The 21,531-nt window shown below is 59.2% G+C and carries 25 protein-coding genes; 16 read left to right on the top strand and 9 right to left on the bottom strand.

Translation table 11 applies throughout. The annotated features are described in order from the left end of the window. Positions 1–361: 361 nt before the first annotated feature. The 7 genes from ccoN to FAZ30_RS09940 all read left to right on the top strand — a co-directional run bounded on the left by ccoN (position 362) and on the right by FAZ30_RS09940 (position 6,064). The gene (gene ccoN / locus FAZ30_RS09970; RefSeq protein ID WP_124642882.1) at positions 362–1,789 is read left to right on the top strand and encodes a cytochrome-c oxidase, cbb3-type subunit I; all 1,428 of its coding nucleotides are present in this window, start codon (positions 362–364) and stop codon (positions 1,787–1,789) included. 20 nt (positions 1,790–1,809) lie between these two features. Beyond that, the gene (gene ccoO, locus FAZ30_RS09965; protein ID WP_059285217.1) at positions 1,810–2,424 is read left to right on the top strand and encodes a cytochrome-c oxidase, cbb3-type subunit II; all 615 of its coding nucleotides are present in this window, start codon (positions 1,810–1,812) and stop codon (positions 2,422–2,424) included. Between the two features lie 3 nt (positions 2,425–2,427). Continuing rightward, the gene (locus FAZ30_RS09960; RefSeq protein WP_045845631.1) at positions 2,428–2,622 is read left to right on the top strand and encodes a cbb3-type cytochrome oxidase subunit 3; all 195 of its coding nucleotides are present in this window, start codon (positions 2,428–2,430) and stop codon (positions 2,620–2,622) included. Continuing rightward, entirely contained in the window at positions 2,619–3,533 is a 915-nt protein-coding gene (ccoP, locus tag FAZ30_RS09955; RefSeq protein WP_124642884.1) for a cytochrome-c oxidase, cbb3-type subunit III, read from the top strand. Before FAZ30_RS09960 ends, ccoP begins: the two co-directional genes overlap by 4 nt. A gap of 147 nt (positions 3,534–3,680) precedes the next feature. Next, positions 3,681–5,126 (top strand): cytochrome c oxidase accessory protein CcoG, encoded by a 1,446-nt coding sequence (gene ccoG, locus FAZ30_RS09950; RefSeq protein ID WP_124642886.1) that lies wholly within the window; start codon positions 3,681–3,683, stop codon positions 5,124–5,126. A 3-nt stretch (positions 5,127–5,129) separates the two neighbouring features. Then, complete coding sequence (locus FAZ30_RS09945) at positions 5,130–5,657, top strand: FixH family protein (RefSeq protein ID WP_124642888.1); 528 nt, start codon at positions 5,130–5,132, stop codon at positions 5,655–5,657. After that, on the top strand, positions 5,654–6,064 hold the full coding sequence (locus FAZ30_RS09940; RefSeq protein WP_158613563.1) for a YbaY family lipoprotein: 411 nt from the start codon (positions 5,654–5,656) through the stop codon (positions 6,062–6,064). The genes FAZ30_RS09945 and FAZ30_RS09940 overlap by 4 nt, the downstream gene beginning before the upstream one ends. 62 nt (positions 6,065–6,126) lie before the next feature. Here the strand turns inward: FAZ30_RS09940 and FAZ30_RS09935 are convergent, their stop codons facing one another. The 4 genes from FAZ30_RS09935 to FAZ30_RS09920 all read right to left on the bottom strand — a co-directional run bounded on the left by FAZ30_RS09935 (position 6,127) and on the right by FAZ30_RS09920 (position 9,882). Then, positions 6,127–7,518: a tryptophanase gene (locus FAZ30_RS09935; protein ID WP_124642892.1), complete on the bottom strand. Its 1,392-nt coding sequence runs from the start codon at positions 7,516–7,518 to the stop codon at positions 6,127–6,129. Positions 7,519–7,913: 395 nt separating this feature from the next. After that, the gene (locus FAZ30_RS09930; protein ID WP_124642894.1) at positions 7,914–8,414 is read right to left on the bottom strand and encodes a TPM domain-containing protein; all 501 of its coding nucleotides are present in this window, start codon (positions 8,412–8,414) and stop codon (positions 7,914–7,916) included. Further along, positions 8,414–9,199, bottom strand: a complete 786-nt coding sequence (locus FAZ30_RS09925; protein ID WP_246043426.1) for a TPM domain-containing protein — start codon at positions 9,197–9,199, stop codon at positions 8,414–8,416. The genes FAZ30_RS09930 and FAZ30_RS09925 overlap by 1 nt, the downstream gene beginning before the upstream one ends. A 77-nt stretch (positions 9,200–9,276) precedes the next feature. Beyond that, positions 9,277–9,882: a LemA family protein gene (locus FAZ30_RS09920; protein ID WP_124642898.1), complete on the bottom strand. Its 606-nt coding sequence runs from the start codon at positions 9,880–9,882 to the stop codon at positions 9,277–9,279. 211 nt (positions 9,883–10,093) lie between these two features. On the opposite strand from FAZ30_RS09920, the gene FAZ30_RS09915 reads away from it, so the two are divergent. The 5 genes from FAZ30_RS09915 to FAZ30_RS09895 all read left to right on the top strand — a co-directional run bounded on the left by FAZ30_RS09915 (position 10,094) and on the right by FAZ30_RS09895 (position 15,325). Next, complete coding sequence (locus FAZ30_RS09915; protein ID WP_124642900.1) at positions 10,094–11,470, top strand: peptide MFS transporter; 1,377 nt, start codon at positions 10,094–10,096, stop codon at positions 11,468–11,470. Between the two features lie 165 nt (positions 11,471–11,635). Continuing rightward, a complete protein-coding gene (locus FAZ30_RS09910) occupies positions 11,636–13,108 on the top strand; it encodes an ArnT family glycosyltransferase (RefSeq protein WP_124642902.1) in 1,473 nt (490 codons plus the stop codon). Between the two features lie 17 nt (positions 13,109–13,125). Then, complete coding sequence (locus FAZ30_RS09905; RefSeq protein ID WP_124642903.1) at positions 13,126–14,136, top strand: glycosyltransferase family 2 protein; 1,011 nt, start codon at positions 13,126–13,128, stop codon at positions 14,134–14,136. After that, positions 14,133–14,522, top strand: a complete 390-nt coding sequence (locus tag FAZ30_RS09900) for a GtrA family protein (protein WP_124642905.1) — start codon at positions 14,133–14,135, stop codon at positions 14,520–14,522. The genes FAZ30_RS09905 and FAZ30_RS09900 overlap by 4 nt, the downstream gene beginning before the upstream one ends. Next, entirely contained in the window at positions 14,519–15,325 is an 807-nt protein-coding gene (locus FAZ30_RS09895; protein ID WP_124642907.1) for a ChbG/HpnK family deacetylase, read from the top strand. The genes FAZ30_RS09900 and FAZ30_RS09895 overlap by 4 nt, the downstream gene beginning before the upstream one ends. On the opposite strand, the gene FAZ30_RS09890 is transcribed toward FAZ30_RS09895, so the two are convergent. Both FAZ30_RS09890 and FAZ30_RS09885 read right to left on the bottom strand, forming a co-directional pair. Beyond that, positions 15,322–15,999 (bottom strand): TIGR01621 family pseudouridine synthase, encoded by a 678-nt coding sequence (locus FAZ30_RS09890; protein WP_124642909.1) that lies wholly within the window; start codon positions 15,997–15,999, stop codon positions 15,322–15,324. The genes FAZ30_RS09895 and FAZ30_RS09890 overlap by 4 nt on opposite strands. A gap of 41 nt (positions 16,000–16,040) precedes the next feature. Beyond that, positions 16,041–16,526, bottom strand: a complete 486-nt coding sequence (locus FAZ30_RS09885; protein ID WP_059287108.1) for an acyl-CoA thioesterase — start codon at positions 16,524–16,526, stop codon at positions 16,041–16,043. Between the two features lie 359 nt (positions 16,527–16,885). Between FAZ30_RS09885 and FAZ30_RS09880 the strand changes: the two genes are divergently transcribed. Further along, on the top strand, positions 16,886–17,515 hold the full coding sequence (locus tag FAZ30_RS09880; protein WP_158613564.1) for a putative metalloprotease CJM1_0395 family protein: 630 nt from the start codon (positions 16,886–16,888) through the stop codon (positions 17,513–17,515). A 129-nt stretch (positions 17,516–17,644) separates the two neighbouring features. Continuing rightward, complete coding sequence (locus FAZ30_RS09875) at positions 17,645–18,304, top strand: YiaD family glycine zipper/OmpA-like lipoprotein (RefSeq protein ID WP_168190918.1); 660 nt, start codon at positions 17,645–17,647, stop codon at positions 18,302–18,304. A gap of 203 nt (positions 18,305–18,507) precedes the next feature. Here FAZ30_RS09875 and FAZ30_RS09870 read toward each other — a convergent pair whose 3' ends face one another. Together FAZ30_RS09870 and FAZ30_RS09865 are read right to left on the bottom strand one after the other, a co-directional pair. Further along, positions 18,508–19,191, bottom strand: a complete 684-nt coding sequence (locus FAZ30_RS09870) for an LrgB family protein (RefSeq protein ID WP_233578388.1) — start codon at positions 19,189–19,191, stop codon at positions 18,508–18,510. 1 nt (position 19,192) lies between these two features. Next, positions 19,193–19,612, bottom strand: coding sequence for a CidA/LrgA family protein (locus tag FAZ30_RS09865; protein ID WP_124642915.1), 420 nt, complete (start codon positions 19,610–19,612; stop codon positions 19,193–19,195). Positions 19,613–19,718: 106 nt separating this feature from the next. Between FAZ30_RS09865 and FAZ30_RS09860 the strand changes: the two genes are divergently transcribed. Next, the gene (locus FAZ30_RS09860) at positions 19,719–20,609 is read left to right on the top strand and encodes a LysR family transcriptional regulator (RefSeq protein WP_124642917.1); all 891 of its coding nucleotides are present in this window, start codon (positions 19,719–19,721) and stop codon (positions 20,607–20,609) included. 16 nt (positions 20,610–20,625) lie between these two features. Continuing rightward, on the top strand, positions 20,626–21,063 hold the full coding sequence (locus FAZ30_RS09855; RefSeq protein ID WP_124642919.1) for an LEA/WHy family protein: 438 nt from the start codon (positions 20,626–20,628) through the stop codon (positions 21,061–21,063). Positions 21,064–21,069: 6 nt separating this feature from the next. On the opposite strand, the gene FAZ30_RS09850 is transcribed toward FAZ30_RS09855, so the two are convergent. Continuing rightward, on the bottom strand, positions 21,070–21,504 hold the full coding sequence (locus tag FAZ30_RS09850) for a hypothetical protein (RefSeq protein WP_124642921.1): 435 nt from the start codon (positions 21,502–21,504) through the stop codon (positions 21,070–21,072). Positions 21,505–21,531 lie beyond the last annotated feature (27 nt).

Here is a 21,531-nt window from a genome sequence, read left to right as displayed (position 1 = left end):
ACTGACATGACAATATAATCCCCAGTAAGCGGCATCAGGTGTTCAGCACCTGCGGCCCGCTCGCTTGAAATCAAGAAAATGGTGGACGTAAAAATCCCGCGAGCATACTAATCAACTGGCCCGTCATGGGTATTTGCTTTAGAATGCCTCGCTGAATAAATGGGAAAAAGCGTGTGTCTGACATGATTTGCCAAGTTTTTTTGGCAGCAAATTGTCAGCACGGGTCAAACGCTTTACTAATCTGAAAATGATCAGATTCCCCTGCGGCTTTCCTGTCAACTACAGCTTGGGGCAGTGGGCAGGAAATCAAGTCGCCATGGTTTGTCACGTTCTAAGTTAGCAACCTTGGAGAAAACCCTAAATGGAAACGCAATCCACTTATAACTATAAGGTGGTGCGCCAGTTTGCCATCATGACCGTAGTCTGGGGCATTGTAGGCATGCTGGTGGGCGTCATCATTGCGGCCCAATTGGTGTGGCCGGAGCTCAATTTTGGGCCCTGGTTCCACTTTGGTCGTTTGCGCCCGCTGCACACCAACGCCGTGATTTTCGCCTTTGGCGGTTGCGGCCTGTTTGCCACTTCCTACTACGTCGTGCAGCGCACCTGTAACGTACGACTCATCTCGGACAAGCTTGCCGCCTTTACCTTCTGGGCCTGGCAGCTGATCATCGTCCTTGCTGCCATCACCCTGCCGCTGGGTTATACCTTCGGCAAGGAATACGCCGAACTGGAATGGCCGATCAAACTGATGATCGCCGTGACCTGGGTGGTGTATGCCATCGTATTCTTCGGCACCATCGCCATCCGCAAGGTAAAGCACATCTATGTAGCCAACTGGTTCTATGGTGCCTTTATCCTGGCGGTAGCCCTGCTGCACATCGTCAACAGCGCCTTCGTACCGGTCTCCCTGACCAAGTCCTACTCCGTGTACGCCGGTGCCGTGGATGCCATGGTGCAATGGTGGTATGGCCATAACGCCGTAGGCTTCTTCCTGACCGCCGCCTTCCTGGGCATGATGTACTACTTCGTTCCGAAGCAGGCTGGCCGTCCGGTTTACTCCTATCGTCTGTCCGTGGTGCACTTCTGGGCGCTGATCTTCACCTATATGTGGGCTGGTCCTCACCACCTGCACTACACCGCGCTGCCTGACTGGACCCAATCCATCGGCATGGTGTTCTCCCTGGTGCTGCTGGCTCCGAGCTGGGGTGGCATGATCAACGGCATCATGACCCTGTCCGGTGCCTGGCATAAGCTGCGTACCGATCCGGTACTGAAGTTCCTGGTGGTTTCCCTGTCCTTCTACGGTATGTCCACCTTCGAAGGCCCGATGATGTCCATCAAGACCGTCAACGCCCTGTCGCACTACACTGACTGGACCATCGGTCACGTGCACTCCGGCGCCCTGGGCTGGGTAGGCTTCATCACCATCGGTTCCATGTACTACCTGCTGCCGCGTCTGTTTGGCCGCGAGTCCATGCACAGCGTGAAACTGATCGAAGCTCACTTCTGGCTGGCTACCGTAGGCGTGGTGCTGTACATCGCCGCACTGTGGATCTCGGGTGTGACCCAAGGCCTGATGTGGCGCGCCCTGAATGCCGACGGCACCCTGACTTACGCCTTTGTTGAAGCCGTGAAAGCAACGTACCCCTACCACTTCGTACGTTTCCTGGGTGGTACGCTGTACCTGAGCGGTATGCTGCTGATGGCCTACAACACCTTCCGCACCGTAGCTGGTGGCCGCGCTGTTGACGCCAAGATCCCGGCTGTTAACGCATCGGCTCACGCTTAAGCGGATAAAGGTAGAAGAACATGGAAAAGATCCAGAAACTGATTGAAGAACACGTAGGCTATCTCATCGTGTTCACGCTGATCGTGATCAGCTTTGCCGGCCTGGTAGAAATCCTGCCGCTGGCATTCCAGAAGTCCACGACCCAGCCGGTAGCAGGCGTCAAGCCCTATACCGCACTGCAACTGGCTGGCCGTGACATCTACATCCGTGAAGGCTGCTACAACTGCCACTCCCAGATGATCCGTCCCTTCCGCGCCGAAACCGAGCGCTATGGTCACTACTCCGTTGCGGGCGAGTCGGTCTACGACCACCCCTTCCAGTGGGGCTCCAAGCGTACCGGTCCGGACCTGGCTCGTGTAGGCGGTCGCTATTCCGACGAATGGCACCGTGTTCACCTGACCAATCCGCGTGACGTGGTACCGGAATCCAACATGCCGGCCTTCCCGTGGCTGTCCAAGAACCTGGCTGACGCCGAAATCATGCCGAAGAAAATGGAAGCGCTGCGCAGCGTAGGCGTTCCCTATACCGACAAGGATATCGCCGAAGCCAAGGCTCAGGTCGAAGGCAAGTCGGAAATGGATGCCCTGATTGCATACCTGCAGGGCTTGGGTCTTGCACTGAAGAACGTTCGCTAAGTCATGGACTGGGTAACGATTGGGCGCTCTGCCTTCACCGTAATGTGCTTCACCTTCTTTATTCTGGTGTTGTTCATTGCCTACAGCAGGCGCTCAAAGAACCGGTACGATGAAGCGGCCAATGTGCCCTTTCTCGACGACGACAAGGTGCAGGAGGCCGATAACCATGAGTCGGCTTCTAACGGAGCAAAACAATGAGTGATTTCGTAAGCGATTTCTGGGGCATCTGGATCACGGCCATCGTGGTTGCAGGTTTTGTTGGCCTGTCCCTGCTGTTGTTCACCCAATCCAAGACCACGGTCAACAAGGGTGAGCAGGTCAAGACCATGGGTCATGTATGGGATGGCGATCTGGAGGAGTACAACCATCCTCTGCCGCGCTGGTGGATGCTGATGTTCTACATCACGCTGATCTTCGGTGCCTGCTATCTGGTGCTCTACCCGGGCCTGGGCAAATGGCAAGGTATTCGTGGCTGGACTTCCGTTGGTCAGTACAAGGAAGAACGCGCACAAGCCGAAGCCAAATACCAGCCCCTGTACGACAACTACCTGAAACAGGATCTGAAGGCCGTTGCGGCTGATCCCAAGGCACAGGAAATGGGCAAGCGCCTGTTCCAGACCTACTGCGTACAGTGCCACGGCTCTGATGCACGCGGTGCCAAGGGCTTCCCGAACCTGACCGACAACGACTGGCTGTGGGGTGGCGATGCAAAAACCATCGAAACCACCATTCAAGCTGGTCGCCACGGCCAGATGCCGGCTTGGGGTGCTGCACTGGGTGAAGAGAAGGTCAAGGATGCCGCCAACTACGTGATGTCGCTGTCCGGCAAGAAGCATGATGCCGAACGCGCCAGCCGTGGCAAGGAAACCTTTGCCACCATCTGCGCGGCCTGCCACGGCCCGGATGGCAAGGGTAACCAGCAACTGGGTGCACCTAACCTGACCGACAACATCTGGCTGTATGGTGGTACTGAAAAGACCATCATTGAGACCATCACCAATGGTCGCAACAACCAGATGCCGGCCTGGAAGGACTTCCTGGGCGATGGCAAGGTTCACTTGCTGGCAGCCTATGTATGGGGCCTGTCCAACAACGCCAAGGCGCAGTAAGCCTTAGCTGACATACTGCCCGCGCAAGCGGGCAGTATGCTTTATGACAATTAATATATAATTCGGTATAATGAAAAAGCTGGCAAGAGGCTTGCGCAAAGTCCATGTTGAGAGTGAACTTTGCGAAATCCTCTTCAGGGAAACACCATGTCTGATTCGCTCAAAGATATACCGGTCAAAGTAGAACACACTCCCCCCTCCCACAAGGCCGCTCCGGAAACCGTGTCCTTGTACGAGGCACAAAAAAAGATCTACCCGCGTAGCGTCAAAGGGATCTTCAACAACTGGCGTATTCTTTTCGTACTCGGCACCCAACTGGCCTTCCTCGGCCTGCCCTGGCTGACCTGGAATGGTCGGCAGGCACTGTTCTTCGACATGGTGAACCGCAAGTTCTACATCTTCGGCCTGACCATCTGGCCGCAGGACTTCGTTTACCTCGCAGCCCTGCTCATGAGCTGTGCTTTTGGTCTGTTTGTCTGGACCACCATTGCCGGCCGCCTGTGGTGCGGCTACTCCTGTCCGCAAACCGTCTACACCGAGATCATGCTGTGGATTGAGCAATGGGTGGAAGGCGACCGCAACAAGCGCATCAAGCTGGACAATGCCCCGATGAGCCTGCGCAAGATCAGGCTCAAACTCACCAAACACGCATTGATGATTCTGTTCTGCCTGTGGACCGGCTTCTCGCTGGTGGGTTATTTCACCCCCATCCGCGATCTGGTCAAGGCCATGCCCACCTTCGACTATGGCCCGTGGGAAAGCTTCTGGATCTTCTTCTATGCCGGATTCACCTACCTGCTGGCCGGCTTCATGCGCGAGCAAGTGTGCAAGTATATGTGCCCCTATGCCCGCTTCCAGAGCGTGATGTTCGATGCCGACACCCTGATCATCTCCTATGACGAAGCCCGTGGTGAACCGCGTGGTGCCCGCAAAAAAGGCGTCGACTTCAAGCAGCAAGGCCTCGGTTCCTGCGTCAACTGCGGCATCTGCGTACAGGTCTGCCCGGTTGGCATCGACATTCGCAACGGCCTGCAATACGAATGCATCGGCTGTGCCGCCTGTATCGATGCCTGTGACGAAGTGATGGACAAGGTGGGCTACCCGCGCGGCCTGATCCGTTACACCACGGAAAACGCGCTGGAAGGCAAATACCCGGAAAAAGACATCGTCAAACACCTGCGCCGCCCGCGTGTGATCATGTACACGGTGGTGCTGCTGATTGTATTGGGTGCTGCACTGGGTTCACTGGCCATGCGCAAACCCTTCAAGGTGGACATCTTGCGTGACCGTGCCTCGCTGGTGAAAGAGACCGATGCCGGCCTGCTGGAAAATGCCTATACCATCAAGATCATCAACACCACAGAACGCGATCAAGAGTTTAAAATCTCGGTAGACGGCATGCCCGACCTGAAGCTGCAAAGCGACAGCAAGCACCTCAAGGTGAAGGCAACTGAAACCGAAAGCTTCGGTGTTCGCGTGCAGGCCGATCCCCAGGTTGCCACCAAGGGCAGCCACGAGATCCACTTCAAGGTAGAAACGGTCAGCAGCCCGGTTCTGCATGTGGAAGAAAAATCCAGCTTCATCGGAGAGTAAGTCATGCAACTGAGCAGTCCTGTTTCCCGCCCCTGGTATAAAGAGCCCTGGGTATGGTTTTTGATCAGCTTTCCACTGGCTGCCGTCATCGTCGGTTCGCTTTACATCACCACCGCCATCAAGACCGATGATGGCCTGGTAACCGACGACTACTACAACAAGGGCAAGGCCATCAATATGGAACTGCGTCGCAACACGGCCGCAGCCGCCATGGGCATTACGGCCCAGGTCATGTTCAGCAGCGATGGCCGCAGCGTCACCGTCAACACCACCAGCAAGCAGGCCCTGCCGGATGTGCTGATCCTGAAGCTGATTCACCCGGCGCAGGATGATTACGACGTGGCCGCCGACATGCACAAGATTGCCGCCAATCAGTACAGCGGCAGCTTTGCCAAGGATCTGGTCAAGGCCAATCACTGGTATGCACAGCTGGAAGACAAGGGCAATCAGTGGCGGGTACAGGCGGAATGGAAGCCGGAACAAGGCCCGGTGGTGATGCTGGGCAAACCCAAGCTGGAGGCCGTGGAATGATGGGCCGTAGCACACGGCGTAGCTTGCTGGCAGCCGGCCTGCTGGCCGTGCTGGCTGGCTGTGCCAGCCATGGCTATCAGCCGCAATACCTCAACGGCAGCGTGGTGCTCAAAGCACCGTCGTTGAAGCTGCCGCTGGCCACCACACTGGTCCGGGTACGACTGCTGGACGACAATGGCCAGGCTGATGCGCCGGCACGTCTGCTGGCAGAGCAGACACTGGAAAAGCCCAAAGCCTTCCCGCTGGCCTTCTCGCTGTGCTATGACAAGCACGCCATCCAAAGTGGCGGCAGTTACAGCCTGCAGGCCCAGGTGTATGTCGACGGTGAACTGCGACTGCAAAACACCAGCCGGGTCAATGCTTTCAGCAGCGGCATGCCACAGCTGCAAGTGGAATTGATCAAGTAGGCTCGACTAGCCACACCAAGAAAATGGCTGCCAATGGCAGCCATTTTTTATTGCGATAGCGATCAGGCCAGCGGCTTCAACCGGGCCATGAAATGACGCAGGATGGGCGGTTCATATTCAAAGGTCAGGCCACGCATGCTGGCGGCACGCTGTTTGACTTCGATCAGGCAGTCGGCGATGTAGTCCATGTGGTCGTTGGTATACACCCGGCGCGGAATGGTCAGCCGCAGCAGTTCCAGCGGAGAGGCTTCCTGCTCGCCGGTTTGCGGATTGCGCCCCAGCAGCAGCGAACCGATCTCCACCCCGCGTACCCCACCCTCCAGATACAGCTCACACGCCAGTACATGTGCCGGAAACTGTGCAGCCGGAATATGCGGCAGCAGGCGCTTGGCATCGACAAACACCGCATGGCCACCAGTCGGGTACTGGATGGGCACACCACCTTCGCGCAGCCGTTCGCCCAGATACTCCACCTGGCCGATGCGATAGGTCAGATATGCCGGATCAAGCCCCTCTTTCAAGCCAATGGCCAGCGCCTCCATATCGCGGCCGGCCAGGCCACCGTAGGTAACAAAGCCCTCCATCGGCACACAGCGTACCTGCACCGCACGGAAGAGATCGGCATCGTCCTTGAAGCAGCACAGGCCACCGATATTCACCAGTCCGTCTTTCTTGGCCGACATGGTCAGCATGTCACCATAGCCAAACATTTCCATCACGATGGCTTCAATGGACTGACCGGCGTAGTCCGGATCGCGCTGACGGATAAACCAGGCATTTTCGGCAAAACGGGCCGCATCGATAATCACCGGGATGCCATGCTGGCGCGCCAGCGCACTGGCCGCACGCATATTCGGCATGGAAACCGGCTGGCCGCCGGCGCTATTGCAGGTCACCGTAATGATCAGCCCGGCAATATTCTCGGCCCCTTCGCTGGCAATGACCTCGGCCAGACGCGGCAGGTCGAAATCCCCTTTCCAGTCATAAGCGGTTTCGGTATCCAGCGCGTGCGGCGTCAGCACATTGATGGCACGGGCACCGGCAATTTCGACATGCGCCTTGGTGGTATCAAAATGGTAATTGGAAATAAACACCGGCTGGCTGCCACGGCAGCGCTTGACCAATTCGGGGAACAGAATCTGCTCCGCACCACGGCCCTGGTGCGTAGGAATGGTGTGCTGATAGCCGAACAACTCCCTGACGGTATCGGCCAGATGAAAATAATTGCGGCTGCCGGCATAGGCCTCGTCTCCCATCATCAACCCGGCCCATTGCCGGTCTGACATGGCACCGGTGCCGCTATCGGTCAGCAGGTCGATATAGACATCTTCGCCACGCAACAGGAAAGGGTTCCAGCCTGCCTCGGCCAGTGCGCTACGGCGATATTCAGGGGTGGTTTGTTTGATCGGTTCAACCATTTTGATGCGGAACGGTTCAGGAATGCGACGTGCCATGCGTGATACTCCCTGCCCTGGCCGCATGCATAAGCCACAGACGACTACCCGCCAGGGCAGTGATCTGGACGCAACAAGGCCAAAGCTGTCAATTCAGAATATAAAGAATGAATGCAACAGAACGTAGCTGGCGCGGAGCCGCTACGTGGGGAGATCAACGACGGGGGAAGTCGTAGGCCAGCACGATATCGAGAGTAAACCAGTTTTTCGGCAGGCTGCCGTGGTTGGCAGCCGCCCGGTTCAAGCATGCCAACGTGTTCATGCAACAACACCTTAGTAAAAATCAGAGCCGGATGGCGGAGCCAGATTACTACCAGCCATTGCGGCCGGCAAGAAAATTGTCAACCGGCCACCCAGACAGCTTCACCGGCATCCGGCCGGTACTGCGCCAGCACTCAGCGCACGATCACCGTATCCGGCAGCTCATTAGCGTGCGGCCCATGTGCCGGAGCATGCACGATGAGCAGAGCATGAATGCGCCACAAGCCCTGCTGCAAACCATCCATATAATCACCCACCGCAAACGACTGCTGCATGCCGGCGCAAATGTCCTGCCAGGCTTGTGCTGGCACCCGGCGGTCTATGCCACGGTCGGCAATGATTTCGATGCGCCGCTCTGCCAGCAGGACATACACCAGCACCCCACTATTGTGCTCGGTATCCCAGATACGCAACTGGCCAAACCATTGCAAGGCGCGCTCACGCGCTGTCATGCCGTGCAAGGCCAGCTGCCAGTCCAGTGCCGACTCCAGCACAAAGCGCAGCTGTCCGGCATGTTCGCGCTCGGACAAGGCAATCTGCTGCTCCAGTTGCTGCACACTGGCTTGCGGAAACAATCGCCGAGCCTGCCAGCCGGTGCTGCGCAGGTTTTGCCATGCTTTTTTCCAATGCCTCATCACCAGTTCCCCGAAGCACCACCGCCACCAAAATCACCACCGCCGCCCGACCAGCCGCCGCCACTGCGGCCACCGCCACCGCCCCAGCCTCCTCCGCCGCCGCCTCCCAACACAATGCCGTGACTGCCCAGCAACAGGGCAAATACCGCAGCCAGCACGCCGGAGAGCAAAGCCAGCAACACGCCGCCGCCCAGTAACAAGGTCAGCACGATGGCTGCACAACCGGCAATAAAGCTACCGATCAGCCGGCCAAACATCCGGGTGAGCACACCACCGCCAAACAGGGCGATAAAGCCCAGCAGGGGAAGATTGTCCTCGATGCTGCCGGCAGCATGGGTCGTGGATTTGGGGGGAGGCAAAGCTTCACCCTTGATCAGGCCCTCGATCTGCCCGACCGCCAGCATGATGCCCTCCAGCCTTTGCCCTGCCTGCAATTTGGGTTTGAGCGTGTCCTGCAGAATGCGCTTTGCCACTGCGTCCGGAATCGGCCCTTCCAGCCCACGCCCCACCAGCAGCTGTGTCTGGTGTTCATTGGCCACGATCAGCAACAACACACCATCATCCACACCCTTGCGGCCCAGCTTCCAGCTTTCCATCACACGAGTGCCGTAATCGAAGGGCGTCTCCGGGGCGATGCTCGGCACGATCAGCACCGCCAGCTGGCTACCCTGCTGCTGGTGAAAATCGAGCAATTGCTGCTTGAGCTGCTGCTGTTCGCTCGCGCTCAGGAAACCCGCCGTATCAATCAAGGGCGCGCTGGGCGCAGGCAAGGGCTGCTGTGCCAAGGCAAGTGATCCCAGCACAAGCGAGCCCAGCACAGCAGTGCATAGCCATAACAAACACCAGAACAGGGGCCGCATGTTTACTGCCCGGCCGAAGCAGGCTGACCGAAGCTCACGGCCGGCGCTGCCGCAATGGCTTTCTCGTTCTCCACGGTAAAGTTCGGCCGTGTTTTCAGGCCGAAGGCCATGGCCGTCAGGTTGCCGGGGAAAGTACGCACCGTGCTGTTATACGACTGGATGGCATCGATATAGCGTTTGCGCGCCAGCGCAATACGGTTTTCCGTGCCCTCCAGCTGGGCCTGCAAATCACGGAAGGCACCGTCGGCTTTCAACTGCGGATAGTTTTCCGACACTACCAGCAAGCGCGATAGCGCCGAGCCCAGCTGCTGTTGCGCCGCTGCGTAATCATTCAGCTTTTTCGGGTCGGTCGCGGTACTGGCATCCAGCTGGATGCTGCCCACCCGCGAGCGCGCTGCCGTCACTTGGGTCAGCACGTCTTTTTCATGGCTGGCGTAGCCTTTCACCGTGTTGACCAGATTGGGGATCAGGTCGGCCCGGCGCTGGTACTGGTTGACGACTTCCGACCAGGCCGCATTGGCAGCCTCGTCCTGGGTCTGCATGGTGTTGTAGCCGCAGCCGGTCAGGCCAGACAGCAGCAACAGGGTGATCAGCCACTTTTTCAGCATGAAATTTCCTTTCGATTGAAATACTTGCCTAATATCAAACATAGAATATTCGAATAACCTTATAATCACCAACAAGAGCAGTAATCCGCAAATAAATCTTCCACAACTGTAGATTTTGTCGCTACTATCGCCGCCTGCCAGAAAAACTGGCAATAAAACACTACAACACGTCACCGCAGAGTGACTTCCCCAGCTACACAAGGAAATCTTTATGACCTCCAGATCCCACCCCAAAGGGCTGTACCTGCTCTTTGTCACGGAGATGTGGGAGCGCTTCAGCTACTACGGCATGCGCGCCATCTTTGTCCTGTTCATGATCAAGGCCCTGATGTTCGACAAGGCACACGCCGCCGACATCTATGGTACCTATACCGGGCTGGTTTATCTTACACCGCTGATCGGCGGTTATATCGCCGACCGCTACTGGGGTAATCGCCGCTCCATTCTGGCTGGCGGCGTGCTGATGGCTTGTGGCCAGTTCATGCTGTTCTTCTCTGGCAACCTGCACGACAGCAATGTACCGATGGCTTCCTGGCTGCTGTACGGTGGCCTGGGCCTGCTGATTGCCGGCAATGGCCTGTTCAAGCCGAATATTTCCTCCATGGTGGGCCAGCTGTATGCACCGGACGACAAGCGGGTGGATTCGGCCTTTACCATTTTCTACATGGGCATCAATGCCGGTTCGCTGATGGCCCCGCTGATCTGCGGCACGCTGGGCGACACCGGTCATCCGGGCGACTTCAAATGGGGCTTCATGGCAGCGGGCTTCGGCATGCTGCTGAGCCTGCTGGTATTCAGCCTGTTCAAGAACAAATACCTGGTCACCCCAGAGGGCAAACCCATCGGCATGGCACCGGCACGTCACCACGCCAGCGGTGAAAAAGTGGTGCATGCACCGCTGACCCGGGTGGAAAAAGAGCGTCTGGCCGTCATCCTGATCGTGTCAGCCTTTGTCATCTTCTTCTGGTCCGCCTTCGAACAGGCCGGTGCCTCGCTCACCTTCTTTGCCGAAGAACAGACCAATCGCAGCCTGCTGGGCTTTACCGTCCCCGCCTCTTACTTCCAGTCGATCAACCCGATCTCGGTCGTGATCTTCGCCCCCTTGTTCGCCATGCTGTGGACCATGCTGGGCAAGCAGGGCCGCGAGCCGACCTCGCCGGTCAAGATGGCCTGCGGCCTGCTGTTCCTGGCGATTGGCTATCTGGTCATCGCCTTTGGCGTGGATGGGCTGGAACCCGGCGTCAAGGTCAGCATGCTGTGGCTGGTCAGCCTCTATATGCTGCACACCTTTGGTGAGCTGTGCCTGTCGCCCATCGGCCTGTCGCTGGTGGTCAAATTGTCGCCCGCACGCTTTACCAGCCTGATGATGGGTATCTGGTTCCTGTCCAATGCCGCCGCCAACAAGCTGGCCGGCACACTGTCCGAACTCTATCCGGACCCGACCAAGCCGGCCCCGCACCTGCTGGGCTACAGCATCAACAATCTGCATGACTTTTTCATGGTGTTCGTCGCCATGGCGGGGGTCGGTTCGCTGATTCTGTTCCTGCTGTCGAGCAAGCTGAAGAAAATGATGCACGGCCTGCAGTAAATCCATGCTGGGCCAAGCTGGCCTGCCATCTTGAAACGCCGCCTCAGGGCGGCGTTTTTGCATGGGCGGACGGCGGCGCTTAAGACTAAAACAAGGCGGGCATGGTAAGCTGTGCGGGTTTTTTCCGACTTCCCCGGCCGCCCTGCGGCGTGCTGACTGGACTACATGAGACCGTCCTCCGATACCCGCTGGCAGCGATTTGCCACCTATGCACTGTTTGCCCTGCTGCTGATTCGCCTGCTGGCGATGTGGGCCATTCCACTGACCGACACCACCGAAGCGCGCTACGCCGAAATCGCCCGCAAGATGCTGGAAACTGGCAACTGGGTCACGCTGTGGCACGACTACGGCATACCGTTCTGGGCCAAACCGCCGCTATCCACCTGGACCTCGGCCGCCAGCATGGGGCTATTCGGTGTGAATCCGCTTGCCGCCCGCCTGCCCGCATTACTGCTGTCACTGGCGGTACTGTGGCTGGTGGCCGATGCCGCCCGTCAGCGCCTGGGGCGCGATGCGGCACTCGCCTCTATCCTGATTCTGGCCGGCAGCCTGCTGTTCTTCGGTGCGGCCGGCACCGTCATGACCGATCCGGCTCTGATGTTCTGCGTGGCACTGTCCCAACTAGCCTTCTGGCATGCCATGCAAGGACGCGGCAAGCTGTGGAACTACCTGTTTTTCGTTGGCCTTGGTCTGGGCCTGCTGGCCAAGGGACCGCTGGCCATCGTACTGGTCGGCATGCCGATTTTTGTCTGGACCTTGCTGCGTAATGACTGGAAAGCCCTGTGGCAGCGCCTGCCGTGGATCAGCGGCAGCCTGCTGATGCTGGCCATTGCCCTGCCCTGGTATCTGCTGGCGGAATACCGCACTCCCGGCTTTCTCAATTACTTCATCATGGGCGAGCATGTCAGCCGCTTTCTCGACCCCGGCTGGAAGGGCGACAAGTACGGCTATGCCCACGCGACGCCGCGCGGCATGATCTGGCTGTACTGGCTGGGGGCGATCTTCCCGTGGTCGCTGGCCATGCTGGTCTGGCTGGCACGCCATGGCAAGCAGGCACTCGGCCTGAGCAAGGATGGCGACGGCTGGCGGCTGTATGTGCTGCTGTGGAGCCTGATGACGCTGCTGTTCTTCACCATCTCCGGCAATATCATCTTCCCCTATCCGCTGCCCATGCTGCCAGGTTGTGCCTTGCTGTTTGCCACGCTGTGGCAAGCTGGACGCCAGCCACAACAGGGCAGCAGCCTGCCCTGGCTGGCACTGGCCTCCGGGCTGCTGTTGCTGATTGCTGTCGGCCTGCAATGGAGCCAGGGGCAACGTTACTTCCGCACCCAGCAGCAGGTCATCACAGCCTGGCAGCAGCAACACCCGGCTGCCGGCAGCAAGCTGATCTACTGGGATAGCCGCCGCGAGTTTTCAGCCGAGTTCTACAGCGAGGGCAAGGTGGTCACCACCAACAAGCCGGCTGAGCTACTGCAGCTGCTGGCCGCCCCGCACAACCGCTTCATCGTCACCGAGCAGCGCGATCTGCCCAGCCTTCCGGCTGCTGTGGCCGCCCGCTTCCAGCCGGTGGCCAGCTTTGAAGTGATGAAAGACCACATGTTGCTGTTACGCGCCAAGGGCGCCGACGCCACACCATGACAAGCCAGGAGACGCCGATGACCGCTACGCCACCCCGCGCCTTCGTACCACCTTATCTGCTGCAGCAGCGCGCCGCAGACCGCCCGGCCGACCCGCTGGTCAGCTGCATCTTGCCGGCTTACAACGAGAGCGAAAACATCGTTCCCATGCTGCAGACCCTGCATGGCTTGCTGAGCGAGGCCGGCTTTCGCCATGAATTCATCGTGGTGGATGACGGCAGCCGCGACGACACCGTACAGCAGGTGATGAGCCAGATTGAACTACTGCCGGTCACCCTGCTGCAGCTGTCCCGCAATTTCGGCAAGGAACTGGCGCTCACCGCCGGCATCGACCATGCCCACGGCGATGTGGCGGTGCTGATCGACAGCGATTTCCAGCATCCGCCGGAAATGGTGCCGGAGTTCCTGCGACAATGGCGCGCCGGCTACGACATGGTCTATAGCGTGCGCTCCAGTCGCGATAACGAAACCCTGGGCAAGCGGCTGTTTACCCGCGTGTTCTATACCCTGCTCAACAGCGGGGCGCGGCACAAGATTCCGGAAAACACCCAGGACTTCCGTGTAATGGACCGCTGCGTGCTGGATGCCCTGCGCCAGATGCCGGAGCGCAACCGCTTCATGAAGGGCCTGTATAACTGGGTAGGCTTTACCCAGTTGCCGGTGGAAACCCATACCGAGGAACGCCGGGCCGGCAAGAGCAGCTTCAACTTCTTCAGCCTGCTCAATCTGGGGCTGACCGGTCTGACCGCCTTCTCCAATGTACCGCTGCGGATATGGACGCTGATTGGCAGCGCCATCTCGCTGGCCTCCATTCTGTATGCCAGCTGGGAGCTGATTCACACCCTGCTGTTCGGTAACGACCAGCCAGGCTGGCCGACGCTGGCCGTGGCCATTTCCTTTCTTGGCGGGGTGCAGCTGCTGTCCATCGGCATTCTGGGCGAGTACATCGGCCGCATCTTCAGCGAAGTGAAGCAGCGCCCCATTTATCTGCTCAGCCGCGTCAGCCGCGCCGAACAGGACAAGCCATGAAGCGCGAGCTGTTCTGGTTTGGCGTGGTCGGCGTCAGTGCCATGCTGGTGCATTTCCTGCTGGTGGCCTGCCTGCTGGTACCCGCCGGCCTGCCGCCGCTGCTGGCCAATATCGTCGCCTTTCTGCTGGCCTTCCAGATCAGCTACTGGGGACATCGCCATAAAACCTTCGAAGCCGGCCATGTGCCGCATCGCCAGGCCTTGCCACGCTTCTTCATGGTGTCCTGCCTCAGCTTTGCCCTGAACGAAGCCATGTATTTCCTGCTCTTGCACTTTACTGCGCTGGATTACCGTATCGCCTTGCTGATCGTGCTGGGCAGCGTGGCCGTGTTCACCTTTGTCCTGAGCAAGCTGTGGGCTTTCTCGGGCAAGGCACAGCCGGCATGAGCACACGTCGCCTCACCCTGTGTGCGGATGACTTCGCCCAGTCACCGGCCATCAGCCAGGGCATTCTCGACCTGCTGCAGGCTGGCCGGCTGTCGGCCACCAGCGTGATGACGCAGTCGCCGCACTGGCCCGGCCTCGCCGCGCCACTGTCCGAGCTGCAGCAGCAAGCCGACATCGGCCTGCATTTCAATCTCACCCATGATTTCGCCCGCGAGCGGCAGCTGATCAAGCCCTTGTCGCACTGGCTGCTGCTCAGCCAGCTGCGCTGCCTGCCGTATCAGACCTTGCTGGACAGCCTGCTGCAACAGATCGACCTGTTCAGCCAGCACTTTGGACGCCTGCCGGACTTTATCGATGGCCACCAGCATGTGCATGCGCTGCCGGTAGTGCGCGACGCCCTGTTCGCTGCCATCGCCCTGCGCTGGACAGACAGCCGCAAGCCCTATCTGCGCGCACCGGACCACTTGGGCCATCCCGGCGACAGCCGTCTGAAGGCTGTGGTATTGCAAATGGTATGTCGCGGCTTTGCCCAGGCGGCTAGCCAGCACGGGCTGGTGTGCAATCGCTGGTTTGCCGGCTTGTATGCGCTACAAGCGGAAGCCGGTTTTGCCACGCTGATGCAGCAATGGCTGAACGCCTGCCCGGATGGTGGCCTGATGATGTGTCACCCCGGCCTGCCGGCAGACGATGCCAGCGACCGGATCGCCGCTGCCCGTGCTGTGGAATACTGCCATCTGGGCAGCACAGCTTTTGCCGATGCCTGCCGCGAAGCGGGTGTACAGCTGGGGAAATTCAGGAATTAAAGCCGGGGCCAGGCCAGCGCCCACGGAGTAGCGACCTCGCGGGCCATGCAGGCCTGCAAGGCCGGGCTGACAAACTGCTCACCCTGCTCCGGCGGGCAGACAAAGGCGAAATCGTCGCCATCAAGACTGAAGCGCAGCGCATAGGCATGCAGATAACCACGATCTGCCGCGCTGCCGCCATACAGGGTGTCTCCCAGAATCGGTGCCGATTGCGATTTCAGCGCCACGCGCAGCTGATGGGTCTTGCCACTATGTGGCCGCAACAGGAACAGGCGCAGACCGGGCTGTACCGAAAAGCTGAAAAACTGGGTAATCGCCGGATTGGCCTGACTGCCCAGCAGCCGCCACGCCCCACCACGGCCCTTGTCCATATCGCCCTTGATCAGCCCCTGTTTTTTCTGCGGCTTGCGATCTGACAGCGCCAGATAATATTTCTCCACCTGATGCGCGGCAAAGGCTGCCCCCAGTTGGCTGGCCACCTCACTGGAACGGGCAAGCAGGATCAGCCCCGAGGTAATGCGATCCAGCCGGTGCACCGGCCACAGCGCCTCGTCCTGCAAGGCCGACCGCACGCCCTCCAGCAGGCCGGCCTCTTCGCCCTCGCGATGAAAGCTGACGCCGGCATGCTTGTTGATCAGGTAAAAACGTGGGTCGGTATGCAGCAGGGTAAACATGGCCAGAAACACCAGCAGGACAAAGCCGGCATTCTACCCGCTCAGCAGGGATCGCTGGTTTTTTGCTGGGCTTCCATGCGCAGCTTCTTGCGGATCTCGGCATCGCGGAAGCGCTTTTTCTGCTCGTCGGTGTCCAGGCTCAATGGCGGCACGGCCACCGCCTTGCCATCTTCAAAGGCCACCATGGTGAAGTAGCAGCTATTGGTATGGCGCACACTGCGCCGCTGGATATCCTCGGCCACCACCTTGATGCCGATCTCCATCGAAGTGCGGCCAACATGGTTGACGCTGGCCATGAAGGTAACCAGTTCGCCCACATGGATAGGCTGCTTGAACAGCACCTGGTCTACCGACAGGGTCACCACATAGCGCCCGGCATAGCGGCTGGCACAGGCGTACGCCACCTGGTCCAGCAGCTTGAGCAACACACCGCCGTGCACATTGCCGGAAAAATTGGCCATGTCCGGCATCATCAATACCGACATCACCAGTTCACGCTGGTTTTCCTGTGCTGCCTGATCTTGCATATCCCTGCTTTCCTTACCGTTATTCATTGTGGTGGCATCACGCATAGCGAGCCAATGCCTTGTGTCCAGCGCTTAGCCCAATGGCGTGCTCTGGCTGGATCGAACTTAAGCAATGTTCCGCCATTCTGCCGCAGCCACTGCGCAGTGTCGCGTTCGACATGCGGCCCATACGCCAAGCAGCCATGCTGACCGGCCAGAAACCATAGCCACCTTGCCGCAGCAATGCGGGAGTTGGTCTGGCCCTTACCCATCATGCAGACAAGCCACAAGCTCTTGAAAAACCCAGCAAATAATCTTTTTATTCAATGAATCGAACAGCACCATGCACTACACTGAAAATGTTCAGGATGGTGCAAATCATGAGCATTTCTTCCCTCTCCGCCAGCACTGGCTACCCAATCAGCAGCGGGCTGCAACACGGCCCGGCATGCAGCTGCCCGACGTGCACGGCGGCGCGCATGGCCGCGATTGCCACCCCGGTACCTGGCGTGACACCACCCTCCCCTTCCGCCATTTACAGCGGTCAGACCCTCAGCCCCGACCAGCAAAAGCAGCTGGATGAATTGCGCTCGCGTGATACCGATGTCCGCCAGCACGAGCAAGCCCACATGGCGACCGGTGGCGCTCTGGTCAGTGGCGGGGCCAGCTACAGCTATCAGGAAGGCCCCGATGGCAAGCAATATGCCATAGGCGGTGAAGTCAGCATCCGGCTGGCCGGTGGACAAAGCCCAGAGGAAACGCTGCGCAATGCCAGACAGGTGGCTGCAGCGGCGCTCGCCCCGACCGACCCTTCCGGCCAGGACCGTGCCGTGGCGGCCGCAGCCGAACAAATGGCACAGCAAGCCCAGTCCGAAATCGACAAACAGCAGCAACAGCAACTGCAGCAAGCCCAGCACAACCCCGCCATCGATACCGCCAAGGCGATTTTTGCCGCCATCGCCAACCCGCAGGCCAGCAGCAAGGGCCGGGCGGTCGATACTTTTGCCTGAGACCCTGTCACGGTCTACCCGACCAACATTTCATCCCCTGGCAGCTTGCCCGTATTAGAATGCCTGCTTTGCAGCATGATGCGCCCGCGCGGCCATCATGACTGTTCAGCTTCCGGAGATGTTTTGATGATGAATCGCCTGTCGCAGCCAGCCATGCTGTGTACGCTGGTGCTGGCTATCGCTACCAGTGCCTGCACCACCAACCCGCAAACCGGTCAGACCGAAATCAACAAGGCTGCGCTGTACGGCATTGGCGGTGCGGTGACCTGCGGCCTGATCGGTGCCGCCACCCACGGCAGCGTCGGCGCCCGCAACTCGGCACTGGCCTGCGGTGCCATCGGTGCTGGCGTTGGTGCGTATATGGACAATCAGGAAAAGAAACTGCGGGAAAAACTGGCCAACACCAGAATTGGTGTTGAGCGCGTAGGCAATCAGATCAAGCTGTCGCTGCCGGACAACGTCACCTTTGCCACCAACAGCTTCCAGCTGGGTAGCGCCGCGCAGCAGCCGCTGAGCGATATCGCCGCCGTGCTGGTGCAGTACACCGACACCAGCATTACCGTCGCCGGGCACACCGACAGCACGGGGCCGGCAGCTTATAACCAGACCCTGTCCGAGAAGCGCGCCCAGGCCGTTACCGACCAGTTGGCAACCAAGGGCGTCAACACCGTGCGTATTCGCACCATGGGTTTTGGCCCCAGCCAGCCGGTAGCCAGCAATGCCACCATAGAAGGCCGCAGCAAGAACCGCCGGGTCGAAGTGCTGATTACGCCGGACCAGGCGGCATAGTCAGGCGCAAACAGCCTCACACCACCACACCCGGCCATACCGGGTGTTTTGCTATAAGGGGCGGACAATAGGCAAAAAAATGGGCTGACCGGATAGGGTCAGCCCGAACAACGCTCGTATGGGAGTACAACAAGAGGAGAGACACCACACACCACTCCCGATGGCATGGGCTTACTACAGAGAAATCTTGGGTCCGCTCTGTATTAGACGAACCAGGCAATCAATGGCGCGGCAAACACCGTGGCAATGCCACCCAGCATCATGGTCAGGCTGGCTACCACGCCTTCTTCCGCTCCCAGCTCATTGGCCTTGGCGGTGCCGGCACCATGTGCGGCAGCACCCAGCAAGGCCCCTTTGGCCAGACGCGACCGCAGCGGCAGCAGCATCAGCATCAATTCACCCAGCAGCATCCCGGCTACACCGGTAATCACCACGAACACGGCAGTCAGGTCGGGCGAGGCACCGATGCTGGATGCCGTCGCCATGGCAAACGGTGTACTGATCGACCGTGGTGCCAGGCTTTTCTGCAGCAGCTCGGACAAACCAAAAGCCCGCGCCAGCCACACCGAACTCAATACCGCCACCGGCATCGCCACCAGCACACCGCAACTGAGCGACAGCGCATGCTTGCGGATAACCTGGCGCTGCTCGTAAATCGGGATGGCAAACGCTACCGTAGCCGGGCCAAGCAACCAGCTCAGCCAGTGCGTATCCTGAAAATAGGTGTGGTAGGGAATATGCCCGGCCACCACAGCGCCAATCACCAGCAAGGGAACCGCCAGCAATGGTGCGCTCCACCAGTTGCCAGTACGGCGGTACAGCGTCTTGGCCAGCCAGTACAAGACCAGCGTCAACACCAGACAGCCAAAAGCCAGCAGGTTTTCCATCTCAGGACACTCCATGCTGTCGCTTGCGACGCTTCAGCAGGATTTCAAACTTGTAGCCGGCATCCACCACCAGCGAAGTCACTGTCATCACCAGTACGGTAGACAACAGGATCACCAGCACGATGCGCAGACCGATGCTGCCCAGCAACTGCGGATACTGCACCACGGCAACCGTGGCCGGAATGAAAAACAGCAACATCTCGGCCAATAGCCAGCGCGCGCCACTCTTGCACCAGGACAGGGGCAACCAGCCCAGCGCCAATGCGCCCAATACCAGGAACATGCCCAGCACACCAGCGGGCACCGCAGGCAGGAAGTAATGGCTCAGGCGGCTGGCCAGCAGCCACACCAGACTGAGCAGTACCACTTGCGACAGCGTGGACAGGCTTTGCTTGACGGCAATGTTCGGCAGGTTTTTCATGATCCGGTCACTCCGCAACCAGGAAACGTGAATCGAGTATAGTCGCCACCATTTCATTCAAAAAATGAATTAAAATTATCCAACTCATTCTTAAATGGAATCGATCATGGATGTCCGGGCGCTGCGCTACTTTGTCGAAGTGGTAAAACGGCACAGTTTCACCAAGGCAGCGGAAGCCTTGTTCGTGACCCAGCCCACCATCAGCAAGATGGTGAAACAGCTGGAAGAAGAACTGGGCACACCGTTGATCATCCGCGAGGGACGCAGCTTCCGGCTGAGCGATGCTGGCAAGGTGGCGTTTGAACGGGGGCTGGATGTGCTGTCGGCCATGAGCCAGCTCAAGCACGAGCTGAGCGATCTGGCCGGTCTCTCTCGCGGCGAGCTGGTGGTGGGCCTGCCCCCCATGGTGGGTGTGGCCTTTTTCGCGCCGGTGGTCAGTACCTTTCGCGAACGCTATCCCGGCATCGAGCTGAAAATGGTGGAAGACGGCGCGCTGGCCATCGAAAACAGCGTGCGTTGCGGCGAACTGGAAATCGGCGTGGCGGTGCTGCCGGTGGACAACAGCATCTTTCAGCAATTTGCCGTGGTGCGCGACCCGCTCTGCCTGGTGGCACCGGCCGGCTCGCCCTGGCATGGCCGTTCGGTGGTCACCCTGCCCGATATCGCCGACCAGGACTTCGTGCTGTACCCGGAAGACTTCACCCTGTCCAGCCGCATCAGCCATGCCTTCCACGAAATGGGCAAGCCGCTGCATATTGTTGGCCGCAGCGCACACTGGGACTTTATCGTCGAGCTGGTTACCGCGCGGCTGGGTGTTACTCTGCTGCCACGTTCGGTAGTGGAAAGACTGGACCGGGAACTCTACGACGTGATTCCGGTATCCAACCCCTGGCTGATCTGGCATCTGGCGCTGATCTGGCAGCAAGGCGGCTATCTGTCCCATGCGGCCCGCGCCTGGATCGCCGTCACCCAGGAAGTACTGGGTGGCCTGCAATAACACTCAAGGAATGCACATGAAACCATGTCTTGCTCTGCTCATTTGCCTGTGGCTGGTCGGCTGCAGCACGCTGGGCCTGCAAAAGCCACAGGTCAGCCTGGTCGACATCCATCCGGCCGCCTCCACCCTGCTGGAACAGAACTTCGATGTCACCCTGCGGCTGCAGAACCCCAACACACTGCCACTGAGCGCCAGCGGACTGAGCTTTGATCTGGATGTTGCAGGCAACCGACTGGCCAGCGGCCTCAGCAATCAGGCGATTGCCGTGCCGGCATTGGGCGAAGCCGAGATCACGGTACGGGTCCATACCTCCACCCTGAGCTGGCTAAAGCAGCTGGGCAAGGCAGTGAATGGCACGGGCAAGCTCGACTACCAGTTGCAAGGCCGGCTGGAGGGCTTGCAAGGCGTAGCCAGCCTGCCCTTCAGCAGCAGCGGCGAATGGAAGCTGCCGTAAGCAGGCTTACTGGCGCGGTACGGCCACGCAGTCATTACCCTCAAAGCTGACTGACTCCACCTGCTGGGTCTTGCTGTTCACCACAAAATTGGTGGTGCAGCTGTAGTGCTGGATGCCGCCACCGCTGGTGCCGTCATAGACCCAGCGCCCCGGAGTTTCGATCACCCGGCTCTGGCCGTTTTCCGTCACGGTAAAGCGGCTGCCCGGCTCGAAGCGGCGATTGTCAAAATACGGTTGCTGCTGGGTATAGGACTTGCTGTAGGTATATAGCGTGTTGCCATTGGGCATGCTCATGCTCTTGCTGGGGGCACCCCAGACTGCCAGCAATTCATTGGCATCCCGGCCCTGCCAATAGTAAGCCTTCTGGGCATAGCCCTCACGGCTGGGAAAACTGCCGCAGGCGCTGGTGAGCAACACCAGCAGACATAGCCATTTGCGCATGACATTCCTTTCTTCTGCATCATGGAG

Origin of the sequence: Aquitalea aquatilis (genome assembly GCF_005155025.1) — a bacterium.
GTDB classification, from domain to species: domain Bacteria; phylum Pseudomonadota; class Gammaproteobacteria; order Burkholderiales; family Chromobacteriaceae; genus Aquitalea; species Aquitalea aquatilis.
This window is presented reverse-complemented; position numbering and strand designations above follow the sequence as displayed.